We start from the raw sequence: 13493 nt of genomic DNA, 5'->3' as shown, positions 1-13493 counted from the left end.
ATGGCCGCTCTGCTGGAAGTAGAAAACCTCGGCGTGCGCTTCTCGCGCAAGGATGCACCGCCGATCGACGCCGTCAACGGCGTGTCGTTCTCGCTCGAAGCCGGCAAGACGCTCGGCATCGTCGGCGAATCAGGCTCGGGCAAGAGCCAGACCGTGATGGCGCTGCTGGGCCTGCTGGCCGGCAACGGCACGACGACCGGCGCCGCGCGCTATCGCGGCGACAACCTGCTCGAGATGGATACGCGCGCGCTGAACGCCGTGCGCGGCGACCGGATCGCGATGATCTTCCAGGATCCGATGACGTCGCTCAATCCGTTCCTGACGATCGAGCGGCAGATGACCGAAACGCTGCAGCTGCATCGCAAGCTGTCGCGCAAGGAAGCGACCAGGCGCGCGATCGAGGCGCTCGAGTCCGTGCGGATTCCCGATGCGGCGCGCCGCATCCGCATGTATCCGCACGAGTTCTCCGGCGGCATGCGCCAGCGCGTGATGATCGCGATGGCGCTGCTGTCCGAGCCGGAGATCCTGATCGCCGACGAGCCCACCACGGCGCTCGACGTGACCGTGCAGGCGCAGATCATCGACCTGCTGCGCGAGCTGAATCGCGAGCGCGGCACCGCGATCGTGCTGATCACGCACGACATGGGCGTGGTCGCCGGTCTCGCGGACGACGTGATGGTCATGTATGCGGGCCGCACCGTCGAATACGCGCCGGCCGATTCGATCTTCGCGGCGCCGTCGCACCCGTACACGATCGGGCTGCTCAATGCGCTGCCGCGCCTGACCGATGCCGACGACGCGCCGCTCGTCGCGATTCCCGGCAATCCGCCGATGCCCGGCACCGCGCCGGCCGGCTGCGCGTTCGCGAAACGCTGCACGTATGCGGAGGCGCGCTGCGGTGACGCACGCCCCGCGCTCGAAACCTATGGCGCGGCGGGCGCGGTGCGCGCGTGCCACCGGCCGCTGGCCGATCTGACGGGAGGCCTGCGATGAGCGGCGATCAACACCGCCATGCCGGCGCGACGGACGACACGCTGCTGTCCGTCGACGATCTGAAGGTGCATTTCCGTGTGCCGCTCGGCGGCTATCCGTGGTCGCCGAAGGGCACGCTGCGCGCGGTCGACGGCGTGTCGTTCGACGTGAAGCGCGGCGAGACGGTCGGGCTCGTCGGCGAGTCGGGCTGCGGGAAGTCGACGCTCGCGCGCGCGCTGATCGGCCTCGTGCCGATGACGGCCGGCACGGTGCGCTGGCGCGGCCAAGCGGTCGCGCCCGACCACCTGCGCGGCACCGCGATGCGCCGCGAAGTGCAGATGATCTTCCAGGATCCGCTCGCGTCGCTCGATCCGCGCATGACGATCGAGCAGATCGTCGCGGAACCGCTCGTCACGCACCACGCGGGCCTCGGCCGCACCGAAGTGCGGCGCCGCGTGATCACGATGCTCGAGCGCGTCGGACTGAACGCACATCACCTGCTGCGCTATCCGCACGAATTTTCCGGCGGGCAGTGCCAGCGCGTCGGTATCGCGCGTGCGCTGATCAGCGAGCCGAAGCTCGTGATCTGCGACGAACCCGTATCGGCGCTCGACGTGTCGATCCAGGCGCAGATCGTGAACCTGCTGCGCGATCTCCAGCGCGAACTGTCGTTGTCCTATCTGTTCGTCGCGCACGACCTGGCGGTGGTGAAGGCCATCAGCCAGCGCGTGCTCGTGATGTATCTCGGCCGCGTGATGGAGTTCGGCACGCGGCATGACGTGTACGGCGTGCCGCAGCACCCGTACACGAAGGCGCTGCTCGATGCGGCGCCGACGCCGGAGCCGGCGCGCGAGCGTGCTCGCCGTCCGATGCTGCTGGCGGGCGAGATGCCGTCGCCGCTCAACCCGCCGTCGGGCTGCGCGTTTCGCACGCGCTGTCCGGTCGCGATCGACGCGTGCGCGCAGGACGTGCCGCTGCCGGAAGTCCGGCACGGGTCGGCGGCGCGGGTCGCATGCATCCGGGCGGGCGTGGCGGCGTGAAGTGCACTGAAGTGACGCAGCAAACATGACCAGCCAGGTCAACAGGGGCAGGGTGCGGCGCGAATGATCTTCGCGTCGTGTGTAAAGGCGCGTCCTTAGCCGGGCTCGCCGGGGGGCCGGAAGCGGATCGCAACCGGCGTGGACGACATCAACACAAGACGAGAATGACGATGAAAAAGCAGAAGACGATCGGGACGGCATCGAAGATGCTGCTTGCATGGGGCTTGCCGGCACTTGCCGGCGTATCGCTGAGCGGCGTCGCGCACGCCGACGACGCGGCCCCCGCACCGCTGACGGTCGCGCAGGCCGCACCGGCCGCGGGCACGAGCACGACCGTTGCGCAGGCAACGACCCCGAACGCCATTATCAACGCCGAGGCGAACCAGGCGGTCACGCCGCCCGACGAACCTTCGGCACAATCGAAGTCGAACGGCTTCATTGCCGACAGCCACCTGAATTTCCTGTTCCGCAACTATGCGGACACGCTCGACAACAAGGGCGGACCGCATCGTCACGCGTGGGTCCAGGGCGCGATGGCGAACTTCGAGTCGGGCTTCACGACCGGCCTGATCGGCATCGGCTTCGACGCGTCGCTGTATGCGGCGTTGAAGCTCGACGGTGGCGCAGGCGCCGGCAGCATGGTGCACATCGCGAAGGGCGGCGGCGGTTCGAACCAGCTCGCGTGGGCCTATCCGGGCATCTACGACGTGAAGGCGCGCATCTCGAATACGGTGGTCAAGTACGGTCTGCAGGCCGTCGACAACCCGTTCATGGAACAGCACGACAACCGCGCGTTGCCGCCGACGTTCCTCGGCGCGACGATCGTCAGCAACGAATTCAAGAACGTGATGCTCGAGGCCGGCAGCTTCACGAAGACCGATGCGCGCGGCCACACGACGCTCACCAACCTCACGACGCAATACGGCGGCACGCGCATCAATCGCCTGACCTACGTCGGCGGCACGTGGGACTATTCGCCGGACGGCGAAGTCGCGCTGTATGCAAACCAGGCCGACGACGTGTGGCACCAGTACTACGCGTCGGTGAAGCACAGCATCGGCGATACGAAGTCCATCAAATGGACCGGTTTTGGTAACGTTTACTCGACGCACGACACGGGCGACGCGCTGCAGGGCAAGATCAACAACAACGCATACAGCCTCTCGCTGGCCGCGCAGCACGGCCCGCACGAGCTGCTGCTCGGCTACCAGCAGATCCTCGGCGACCAGTTCTTCGACTACCTGAACGAAACGAACGGCATCTTCCTGACCAACTCGATGGACGTCGACTACAACGCGCCGCACGAAAAGTCGCTGCAGCTGCGTTATACGTTCTACGGCAAGGAAGCGGGCCTGCCGGGCTTCAAGGCGATGGTGTGGGGCGTGACGGGCTGGGGTTCGGACGGCAGTGCAGGGGCCGCGAACGATCCTAGCAAGTCGAGCATCTACTGGAGCAACGGCGCACCGGTGCAGGGCCGTCACCACGAGTTCGGCTTCATCCCGTCGTACACGTTCCAGAGCGGCAAGCTGAAGGACACGAAGGTCACGTTCATCGCGATGTGGCACGCCGGTTCCGCACACACCTCCGACGCGACCAACAAGGAGTACCGCCTGGTCGTGAACGTGCCGCTGCACGCGTTCTGATCGAACGGGGACGCAATGTCCCCTTCAGTCATTTTCGTCTCGCACGGCCGGCCTGCCATCAATTCGATCAGGCCGGCTTGTGCAATCCCGCCACCGGATCGTTCGCGGCGGGCATCTCTTCCACCAGCGACGTGAGCTGGCGCCCGGTATCGCGCCACGCATCGAGGCCGCCGCGCAGCGGCAGAGCATCGGTGAAGCCTGCGTCGAGCAGGCGCTTGGCCATCAGCGCGGCCGTCACTTCGTTCGGGCACGAGCAGTACACGACGAACTTCTGCGACAGCGGATAGCGTGCGACGATGTCCGTGATATTCCGCTCGTCGGCGAACTGCGCGCCAGGGATCGTGAACGGGTCGAGCTTGCGGTGCTCCGGCGAACGCACGTCGAGCACCACCGGCGCGGAAGAATCACGCAGCAGCAGGTCGAGCTCGTCGACGCCGATCCGCGCACTCGCGAGTTGCCGGATCAGCGCGCGGCGGCGCATCCAGCGCACGGCCGCATAGATCGCCAGCAGCGCGACGATCACCAGCAGCACCGCGCGGCCCAGCCGGCTCGCGCCGGCGAACAGCCAGTCGATCTGCCGATAGAACACGAGCCCCGCGAAGAGCCCGGCGATCGTCCACAGCGCGGCGCCCAGCGCATCGTAGCCGGCGAACGTGCGATAGCGCGTGCCGAGCGCGCCGGCCATCGGCACCGACACGAGCGACAGTCCGGGAATGAAGCGTGCTACCGCCAGCACGCGCACGCCGTAGCGGCCGAAGAACCGCTCGGTTTTCTTCACGCAGGTGTCGCGCGACAGCGACAGCCGGCAAATCGTTTTCAGCGTGGCGCCGCCGTAGCGGCGGCCGGCGACGAACCACACGGTGTCGCCGATCAGCGCGCCGAGCACCGACAGCGCCACCACCGTCACCAGTTGCGAGCCGATCGTCGCCGGATGCATCGCGGCCATCGCGCCGAACAGCACGAGCGTCGGCATTGCCGGCACGGGCAGGCCGACCGCCGCCGCAAGCACGTTGGCGAAGACGAGAAGCGGCCCGTATTGGGCGACGAGGTCACGGAGCATGACGGCTGGCCGATAAGGAAGCGCGGGAAGCGCGTGAGGGGGAATACACGGATGGGCCGATTATCGGCCATTTTCAATCGGACGGCGGGGAATGACGGAAAGCGCCTGACGGCGCCGGGGAAATGCGGGCGGATCGGTGAGCCGGTGTGTTCAGCACGGCTCACCGTTCGACATCAGGAAGGGGTGCGGGCGAGCGACGCGGCGCCGTGGTTCTCGCCGGGCAGCTCGGCGCCGTGCGAGCGGATTGCCGCGATCAGTTCGGCCGGCGTGATCTCGTAGCGAACCTCGCGGTGAATGCCGGGCTTGCGTTCGTCGATCTCGATCAGCAGCACGCTTTTGCCATCGCTGGTCGATTCGAGCCGGAGCGAGCGCAGTTCGCGGCCGTCGGCCGGGTCGTGTTCGGTGAGCAGGGTCATTGCCCCGGATGAGCCGGTAGTGCGCATCGAACCTATCCTCGTGTCGTGTGTGCCAGGTTGGCGAAGATGTCGTTGATGAATGCAGCTTGATGGAGTTTAACGCGAACGGACCGCGGCACGGAGCATTTTCGTGGGCATGAAATGAGGGATGCACCACCTATCCTTCTGATGTTAAGCCGCGCCGGGCGGGCGTTTCAGCCGGATCGGGCGCGCTGCGCCCGGCGGCCGGCCGAGGTTGCCGGCCGGGCTGGCGTAGCGGCAGTTCGCAGCGGTCGGCGAGGCTCATCGCCGGGTTGCTGACCGGGTGGTGACCCGGATCTCGGGATGCGGCGCCCGCGCGCCGGCGAGCCGCGCGGCGTCGTCGGTCAAGCGGCGGTGATAGCCGTTCGGGTCGCGCTCCCGCAGTCATATTTGTCTCCGTCGTCGGCCAGCGCCACGCAGGCGCCGCGCAGCGCCGTGCGCCGCTCGACGACGCCGAAGCGCTTCTCCGGGAAAAGCAGCGTCGATATATGGTCGGTGCCCGGCGCATGCATGGCTATCGGCGTGTATCTGCGATGCCGTCCGTCGTGTCTTGCCTGTGTCCGTGCACAGGACGGGCGGCATGACGGATCACTGTCGACGACGCGCGCGTGCAGCGCGGTGCGTCGTTGTGCCGGCCGCGCATGAACGCAGGGCAGCGATCGCGCCCGTCATATTCATTCGAGAATTCGTTCGTTTTCAACCAGCCGTGCGAATCGTATCGTCAAGAGATTTGCCGGCCGCCGCGGCCACCGCCGCCGGCATGGTCGCGTGGTGTGCGCAGACGATGGCCGGTCGCGGTTTTCTGCGTCGCTGCCTGCGTGACGCGTACGGCCGATTCGGGCCGTTGTCGCGCGCTTCCGTCAACGCGCTTCGTTGTTGCGTCGCTTCGTCGTGTTCGCTTTGCCGCTTCGCGCGCATCGGTCGGCCGTCGCTGACGTGCCGCCTCGAATCGTCGCGCGACGCGCTTCCTGCAACCGTCTTTTTCAACGGAACCCGTCTCGATGAAAATCGTTCTCCGTAACCTGACCGCCGCCTGCCTGCTCGCCGCCGCGGGTGCGGCGCTCGCCGTCACCGTGCCGCAGGGTGCCGCCGTATCGAGCCCGTCGGGCAATGATGCGCATCTGCCTCCCGGCATCGCGTGGCAGCACGGCGACGTGGACGCCGCGTTCGCGCTCGCGAAGCGCACCGGCAAGCCGCTGCTGCTGTACTGGGGCGCGGTGTGGTGCCCGTCGTGCAACCAGGTGAAGTCGACGATCTTCAGCCAGCAGGCATTCAAGACGCGCTCGTCGTTCTTCGTGCCCGTCTATCTCGACGGCGATACCGAAAGCGCGCAGAAGCTCGGCGAGCGCTTCAAGGTGCACGGCTATCCGACGATGATCCTGTTCCGCCCGGACGGCACCGAAGTGACGCGGCTCCCGGGCGAAGCCGATCTCGACCGCTACATGCAGGCGCTGTCGCTCGGGATGACGGCGGCGCATCCGGTGCGGCAGACGCTCGCGATCGCGCTGAACAACGGTGCAGCGCTGACGCCGGCCGAATGGCATCTGCTCGCCGACTATTCATGGGACACCGATGGTGCGTTGCCGGTGCCGGCCGATCGAGTCGCGGTGACGCTGCAGACGCTGTCGCAACGCGCGCGTGCGGCGGGCGCGAACGCGGATGCCGCGCGGTTCGCGCTGAAGTCGGCGGTGGTCGCGGCCTCTGACGATCCCGCGCAGGCCGGCGCGCTCGACAAGGCTGCTCTTGCCGACGCGCTGCGCGCGGTGCTGCGCGAGCCGGCGCTCGCACGGGCCGATTCGGACGTGCTCGTTGCCGCGCCCGCGCGCGTGGTCGCGTACCTCGGCGGCGACGCCGCGCAGCGCGCGAAGCTGCGCAGTGCATACGACACGGCGCTCGCACGGTTGTCGACCGACACGACGTTGTCGTCGATCGACCGGTTGATGGCGCTGCATGGCCGCGTGCTGCTCGCGCGCGGCGAGGCGCACGACGGCGCGCCGCTCGCGGCGCCCGCGCTGGTCGATACCGCGCGCAAGCAGATCGCCGCATCGGTGCAGGGGGCGGCGAACGCGTACGAGCGGCAGGCGCTCGTCAGCGAAGCGGCGGACACGCTGACCGACGCGGGGCTGTACGACGAGTCCGATGCATTGCTGAAAGCCGAGTTGCCGCGTTCGTCGACGCCGTACTACTTCATGTCGGGACTGGCCGCGAATGCGAAGGCGCGCGGCGACAAGGCCGCGGCACTGGACTGGTACCGGAAGGCATACGATTCGGCGAGCGGACCGGCGACGAAGCTGCGCTGGGGCGCCACTTATTTCGCGAACGCGGTCGCGCTCGCGCCGGACGATTCGGCGCGAATCGAAGCGATCGCCGCGAGCGTGCTCGCGCAGGCCGGCAAGACCAGGGATGCGTTTTATGGGGCTAATCTGCGCGCGCTGACCAAGGTCGTCGCGCAACTGAACCGCTGGCGCGACGCCGGCGCGCACGATGCGTCGGTCAGGTCGGTCGTGAAGCAGTTTGACGGCGTATGCGCGAAGCTGCCCGCCGGGGATCCGCAGGCAGCGGCCTGCGCGAAATTGATTCAGCCGGTGAAGGCGTAATGACGTGAGCGGACGTGGTCGGGTTCGGGCGCGGCGGCGATTACTGGCTCGACTCCGACGACGCGCCGCGATCGCTGCCGTACCCGGCGCGCTGCTCGCGGGCGATCTTCGCTTCGGCGGAAACGATGCTGGCCGGGTAGAACCAGTCGCTTGGCTCGAAGCCGGCCTGCTTGAGCGCCTTCACTTCGGCGTGGACCTGCGCGCGGGTCAGCGGCGGGTTCGACTGCGCTTGCGCCGCGAGCGGGGCCGATATGGCGAGAGCAATGGCAACTGCATGAATCAGGCGCTTCATGTTCGAGACCTCCATGTTTCCGACTGGGCGGCCGGACTTCGTTCGACGAAGCGGCGGCGGTTGAAAACAGTGTAGGCGCGGTCACGCGTGGGAAAAATGCGATCGCTCCCAACGCAGTGTTCTGCTGCCGGTAACAATGGGTCGTGGTAGCGGGGGCGGCGCATCATCGCGCTGAGCTTCGCGCGGCGTTGCCTGTCGCGGTGATGCCGGACCGCTCGGGCAGCCGCGATATGTGGGGGGAGGAGGAGGGCCGGCCGCGGCGATGCGGCCGGCGTGGTGCGGCGGCGTGCGGAACGCCGCGCGATGTCGCGACTTACACGAGCCCCGTCGTGTAGTACACGGCGATCACGAAGAACACCGCGAGCGTCTTGATCAGCGTTACCGCGAAAATGTCGCGATACGACTCGCGGTGCGTGAGGCCGGTGACCGCGAGCAGCGTGATGACGGCGCCGTTGTGCGGCAGTGTGTCCATGCCGCCGCTGGCCATCGCGACGACCCGGTGCAGCACCTCGAGCGGAATGTTGGCCGCCTGCGCGCCCTTGATGAACAGGTCCGACATCGCGGCGAGCGCGATACTCATGCCGCCCGATGCGGAACCGGTGATACCGGCGAGCGAGCTGACCGACACGGCCGCGTTCACGAGCGGGTTCGGAATGCTCTTCAGCGCATCGCTGACGACGAGAAAGCCGGGCAGCGCGGCGATCACGCCGCCGAAGCCGTATTCCGACGCGGTGTTCATCGCGGCGAGCAGTGCGCCGGCGACGGCAGCCTTCGAACCGTCCGCGAAGCGGCCGCTGACGCGCTTGAACGCGGTCAGGATGACCAGCACGATGCCGAGCAGCAGCGCAGCCTCCACCGACCAGATCGCGACGACCGTCTTGATCGACGTCGTGACGGGCGCGTGCACGCCGGGCAGCACTTCCGGCGCGACCGTGTACGACGCAGCGCCGTACCACTGCGGGATCAGCTTCGTGAACGCGAAGTTCGACACGCCGACGAGGATCAGCGGCAGGATCGCCAGCGCCGGATTCGGGAGTGACGTCGCTTCGACGCGTACCGGTTCGTTGACGAGCGACGTGCCGTAGCCTTCGCCCTTCGCCATTGCCGAACGGCGGCGCCATTCCAGATACGAGAGGCCGACGACGATGATGAACAGCGAGCCGATCGTGCCGAGCGCAGGTGCGGCCCACGCAGTCGTCTTGAAGAACGTGGTCGGGATGATGTTCTGGATCTGCGGCGTGCCGGGCAGCGAGTCCATCGTGAACGAGAACGCGCCGAGCGCAATCGCGCCGGGCATCAGCCGTTTCGGAATGTTGCTCTGGCGATAGAGTTCGGCCGCGAACGGATACACCGCGAACACCACGACGAACAGCGACACGCCGCCATAGGTGAGCAGCGCGCACACCGCGACGATCACCGCATTCGCGCGCGAGCGGCCGATGTAGCGGATCGCCGCATGGACGATCGATTCGGAGAACCCGGACAGTTCGATCACCTTGCCGAACACGGCGCCGAGCATGAACACCGGGAAATAGAGTTTGACGAACCCGACCATCTTCTCCATGAAGATGCCGGAGAAGACCGGTGCGACGGCGGCGGGTTCGGTCAGCAGGACCGCGCCAAGCGCGGCGATCGGCGCGAACAGGATCACGCTGTAGCCGCGATAGGCGGCAAACATCAGGAACGCCAGCGCGGCGAGGACGATCACGAAAGACAAGGGAGTCTCCTAAATGCTTGGAATGGCTTTGGTTGTTGTTCGATCGCGGAGCGCGCCGCGGACCGGCTCGGGTTCGTGCAGGTTTCGTGCCATCGGCCGGAGTGCGCCGCCGGATATAGGCCCGGCGCGCGCGGGCGGGCCCGCGCCGGCGAATGTCTGACGATTCTACATAAATCGTCTCCATCGGGAGACGAATTGGCCGTCAGGACAACCCGCCGAATCGGGCAGGGCTTTCCCCGACAAGGCACTCCGGCATGTCTCCAAAGTGAGATACTCCGTCTCGTTCCGGAGACATCCGGCCAAGCATATGCGGAGACGACGACACGATGATGAACGACTGGGCGCGGTTGCCCGTCAATTACGGCGACGTGCTGCGGCGCGCCGCCGAATCGCTGTTTCGCACGTTCGAGGATTCGAGTGCGGGCACGGTGGTCGTCGATCGCGACGCGCGCGTCGTGTGGATGAACGAGCGCTATGCGGCGCGCTTCGGCTTCGCCGATCCGCAGCAGGCGGTCGGCCTCGACTGCGAGGCGGTGATTCCGAACAGCCTGATGCGCGAGGTCGTGTCGACCGGACAGCCGATCCTGCTCGACATCATGGAGACGGGCCGCGAGCCGCTCGTCGTCACGCGCCTGCCGCTGAAGAACGAGGCGGGCGAGACGGTCGGCGCGATCGGCTTCGCGTTGTTCGACCAGTTGAAGACGCTCACGCCGATCTTTTCCCGTTACGCGCAGCTTCAGCAGCAACTGATCGCGACGCAGCGTTCGCTCGCACAGGCGCGCCGCGCGAAATACACGTTCGCGAGCTTCGTCGGCACGAGCGCCGCGAGCCTCGAAACCAAGCGCCAGGCACGCCGCGCCGCGCAGGTCGATTCGCCGGTGCTGCTGCTCGGCGAGACGGGCACCGGCAAGGAACTGCTCGCGCATGCGATCCACGCGGCGTCGGCGCGCGCGCTTCAGCCGCTCGTTACCGTCAACGTCGCCGCGATTCCCGACACGCTGCTCGAAACCGAATTCTTCGGCGCTGCGCCGGGTGCGTATACCGGTGCCGATCGCAAGGGGCGCGTCGGCAAGTTCGAGCTGGCCGACCGCGGCACGCTGTTCCTCGACGAGATCGGCGACATGCCGTTGCCGCTGCAGGGCAAGCTGCTGCGCGTGCTGCAGGACAAGGAGTTCGAGCCGGTCGGCTCGAACCGGATCGTGCGCGCGGATGTGCGGATCATCGCCGCGACGTCGGCCGACCTGCCCGCGCTGGTCGAGGCCGGCCGCTTTCGCGCGGATCTCTATTACCGGCTCAATGTGCTGACGATTCACGCGCCGCCGCTGCGCGAGCGCGCCTCCGACATCGCGGCGCTCGTGTACGCGACGCTCGAGGAACTGGCCGCGCAGCACGGCCGCGCCGCGCACTGCGAGCTGACCGACGATGCGCTGCGGATGCTGTGCGCGTACCCGTGGCCCGGCAATGTACGCGAGCTGCGCAATACGCTCGAACGGGCGCTGATGCTGTCGGATCGTGCGGTGATCGATGCCGGTGCGCTCGCAACGTTTCTCGGGCCCGTGCGGGTCGCGCCGGACGGCATGCCGGCCGGCACGCGGGCTGCTGCGTCGGCTGCGGGGTCTGTAGCCGGCCGGAACGCAGACGATGGGCCGGTGGCGTCGGGTAGCCCCGGTGCGCCAGTCGTTTCGTATACCGATGCATTGGCCGCGTGGGAGCGGCAGTTTTTGATCGATGCGCTTGCGGCTTGCGACGGGAAGGTGGTGGAAGCCGCCGCGCGCATCGGTATCGGCCGCGCGACCCTCTACAAGAAAATGACGGCGCTCGGGATCGACCGGTAGCAAGTCGCGATGGATGCGCGCTGGCCTCGGAAACGCCACCAATGAAGTGCCCGACAGGCGACAAAGGCAGCAAGGGCGACAAAGGAGACAACGATGAAGCGAATCGGCATCGCCGGATGGCTGGCCGTACTGGTGGCGACGTCGTCGTTCGCGCAGACGGGCGATGCCGACGCGCCCGCGGTGCGGCGCAACTGGTACAACGATCCGTTCGTCGCGCTGTCGCAGGAATTCGCCGAATGCCCGCTGCCGCTTGGCCCGTGGATGACGCGCGCGGAGATGGAAGACGACGCCCATTACCGTGTCGAGCGCGGGACCACCTGCTGGCTCGCGCACCGCTGCACGAAACCGAATTCCTATATGTATGACGCGCCGATCGCCGCGGCGGCGAAAGCGCATTTCGCGGGCGCCGATCATCTGCAGGGGACGAGCCTGTGGATCACCGTGCAGCGACGCTTCATCTATGTCGAAGGATGCGCCGATCCGGCATTCGATCGGCAGGCGCTGGCGCGCGAACTGGGCGCGCTTCCCGACGTCGAGCAGGTGTTCGTTCGCATCACCGACGATCCGCATCGGGCCGTGCCGTACAAGACGCGCGGACGGCCGGAGCGGACGCCTGACTGAACCGATGAAGGGCATGCATGGCATACTCGCGGCATCAAAAAATTGGTTGACGGAAAGAACAATGAAACACATGCTTGCGTCGGTCTGTCGGTGGCCTCGAACGCATTGGCGTCGGGCCGGATTGTTGGCCCTGGTTGCGGGGCTCGGCGGGTGCGGCGGCGGGGCGCCGCTGTTCACTTCGGACGGGCGCCCGACTACGCAGGTGCAGTGCACACGCAGCGACTGGAGCAATTGCACGGACAATGCCCGCGCCATCTGCAACGGGGAATACGACGTCCTCAAGCAATCGACCGATGACGCCGTGCGAAATCTTCTCTTCGCATGCAAGAAGAAAAGCGGTTATTGATCCCGACATGACCGGATGAGGAGACCATAATCGGGTGAAGCGCTTTTGTATTCGCTTGGAGTCGGCTATTTTTCATGAATAACACTCACGGAGTCCCATCCATATGGCGACCTACAGGCAACTGACCGCGCAGCTCGAAAAACTTCAGCAAAAGATCGACAAGGAACGCGAAAAGGCGATTGCCGATGCGATTGCCGCCATTCGGGCGAAAATCGAAGAGTTCGACATTACGGCGGAAGAGCTGGGTTTCCGCCCGATCGGTAGCGCCGCTGCCGCGAAACCGAAGCGTCCGTTGCCGCCGAAGTACCTGAACCCGAAGACGGGCGAAACATGGAGCGGCCGTGGGCGCGCGCCCGCGTGGCTCGGCAAGAATCGCGCGCGTTTCCTGATCAAGGACTGACTCCCGAAAATCCTCACCTTTCGTGCGCTGACTGACGGTGCGAACGGCCATGCGGCCGTCGCACCGTTTTGTTTTTGGGCAGCCGCAACGCAATTCGGAAGCTTCGATCGAGCGGCAATGCCACGCGCAATGCCACGCGATTAACGGATACCGTTCCGCGAATTGACCGCGATTCGACCGGATATCGCCGCGAATTGCGGTAAACAGCACCGTAATTACGCGGCACGTGCGCATTGCCATTCGCCTGGTTCGCAGTGCTGATGCAGCGCCGGCTTCGATCACCTGTCGCCCATTTGCGCGGCGCGCCGCGCAATTCCCGAACTTGCTCACCATTGCTCCTGTAAATCCTCACCTTTGACGTGGCGGGATGCGGCGGCCGGATCACCGCATCGTGGCGCCCGCGGACGTTGCGTCGTGCCGAAGGCGTCGGTTACCGGCCCATGTTGCGGGCATTGATGCACGTCGCACAGTCGGCCGTTCGGCATATAGGCAGCCGGATCGCGTTCGCCTATGCTTGGAGTTCGCGTCGACCG

The 13493-nt window shown here is 66.7% G+C and carries 13 protein-coding genes; 8 read left to right on the top strand and 5 right to left on the bottom strand.

Going from position 1 to position 13493, the window contains the following annotated elements:
- The 3 genes from C7H84_RS29290 to C7H84_RS29280 all read left to right on the top strand — a co-directional run bounded on the left by C7H84_RS29290 (position 1) and on the right by C7H84_RS29280 (position 3655).
- Positions 1 to 993 carry an ABC transporter ATP-binding protein gene (locus C7H84_RS29290; protein ID WP_121862064.1) on the top strand — a complete coding sequence of 331 codons (993 nt, stop codon included), beginning with the start codon at positions 1 to 3 and terminating at the stop codon, positions 991 to 993.
- Positions 990 to 2012, top strand: a complete 1023-nt coding sequence (locus C7H84_RS29285; protein WP_121862063.1) for an oligopeptide/dipeptide ABC transporter ATP-binding protein — start codon at positions 990 to 992, stop codon at positions 2010 to 2012. Before C7H84_RS29290 ends, C7H84_RS29285 begins: the two co-directional genes overlap by 4 nt.
- Before the next feature lie 170 nt (positions 2013 to 2182).
- Positions 2183 to 3655, top strand: coding sequence for an OprD family porin (locus C7H84_RS29280; RefSeq protein WP_121862136.1), 1473 nt, complete (start codon positions 2183 to 2185; stop codon positions 3653 to 3655).
- Positions 3656 to 3722: 67 nt separating this feature from the next.
- Here the strand turns inward: C7H84_RS29280 and C7H84_RS29275 are convergent, their stop codons facing one another.
- From C7H84_RS29275 to C7H84_RS36605, 3 genes are all read right to left on the bottom strand, one after another.
- The gene (locus tag C7H84_RS29275; protein ID WP_121862062.1) at positions 3723 to 4715 is read right to left on the bottom strand and encodes a DedA family protein/thiosulfate sulfurtransferase GlpE; all 993 of its coding nucleotides are present in this window, start codon (positions 4713 to 4715) and stop codon (positions 3723 to 3725) included.
- Positions 4716 to 4888: 173 nt separating this feature from the next.
- On the bottom strand, positions 4889 to 5158 hold the full coding sequence (locus C7H84_RS29265) for a hypothetical protein (protein ID WP_006753639.1): 270 nt from the start codon (positions 5156 to 5158) through the stop codon (positions 4889 to 4891).
- Positions 5159 to 5496: 338 nt separating this feature from the next.
- On the bottom strand, positions 5497 to 5664 hold the full coding sequence (locus C7H84_RS36605; RefSeq protein ID WP_162999401.1) for a hypothetical protein: 168 nt from the start codon (positions 5662 to 5664) through the stop codon (positions 5497 to 5499).
- A 489-nt stretch (positions 5665 to 6153) separates the two neighbouring features.
- Between C7H84_RS36605 and C7H84_RS29260 the strand changes: the two genes are divergently transcribed.
- Entirely contained in the window at positions 6154 to 7749 is a 1596-nt protein-coding gene (locus tag C7H84_RS29260) for a thioredoxin family protein (RefSeq protein ID WP_121862060.1), read from the top strand.
- 40 nt (positions 7750 to 7789) lie between these two features.
- On the opposite strand, the gene C7H84_RS29255 is transcribed toward C7H84_RS29260, so the two are convergent.
- Both C7H84_RS29255 and C7H84_RS29250 read right to left on the bottom strand, forming a co-directional pair.
- Entirely contained in the window at positions 7790 to 8041 is a 252-nt protein-coding gene (locus C7H84_RS29255; protein ID WP_121862135.1) for a DUF4148 domain-containing protein, read from the bottom strand.
- A gap of 313 nt (positions 8042 to 8354) precedes the next feature.
- The gene (locus tag C7H84_RS29250; RefSeq protein WP_121862059.1) at positions 8355 to 9758 is read right to left on the bottom strand and encodes a GntP family permease; all 1404 of its coding nucleotides are present in this window, start codon (positions 9756 to 9758) and stop codon (positions 8355 to 8357) included.
- A 326-nt stretch (positions 9759 to 10084) separates the two neighbouring features.
- Here C7H84_RS29250 and C7H84_RS29240 point away from each other — a divergent pair, with 326 nt between their 5' ends.
- The 4 genes from C7H84_RS29240 to C7H84_RS29225 all read left to right on the top strand — a co-directional run bounded on the left by C7H84_RS29240 (position 10085) and on the right by C7H84_RS29225 (position 12960).
- On the top strand, positions 10085 to 11593 hold the full coding sequence (locus tag C7H84_RS29240; protein WP_121862058.1) for a sigma 54-interacting transcriptional regulator: 1509 nt from the start codon (positions 10085 to 10087) through the stop codon (positions 11591 to 11593).
- A gap of 93 nt (positions 11594 to 11686) precedes the next feature.
- Positions 11687 to 12214: a BON domain-containing protein gene (locus tag C7H84_RS29235; protein ID WP_121862057.1), complete on the top strand. Its 528-nt coding sequence runs from the start codon at positions 11687 to 11689 to the stop codon at positions 12212 to 12214.
- Between the two features lie 61 nt (positions 12215 to 12275).
- Positions 12276 to 12560 carry a hypothetical protein gene (locus C7H84_RS29230; RefSeq protein ID WP_205611473.1) on the top strand — a complete coding sequence of 95 codons (285 nt, stop codon included), beginning with the start codon at positions 12276 to 12278 and terminating at the stop codon, positions 12558 to 12560.
- Positions 12561 to 12663: 103 nt separating this feature from the next.
- On the top strand, positions 12664 to 12960 hold the full coding sequence (locus tag C7H84_RS29225; protein WP_121862056.1) for an H-NS histone family protein: 297 nt from the start codon (positions 12664 to 12666) through the stop codon (positions 12958 to 12960).
- Positions 12961 to 13493 lie beyond the last annotated feature (533 nt).

It is taken from the genome of Burkholderia sp. Nafp2/4-1b (assembly GCF_003635165.1).
In the GTDB taxonomy this organism is placed as follows: Bacteria; Pseudomonadota; Gammaproteobacteria; order Burkholderiales; family Burkholderiaceae; genus Burkholderia.
The sequence above is the reverse complement of the archived record's forward strand: the minus strand, read 5'-3'. Positions and strand labels throughout refer to the sequence as shown.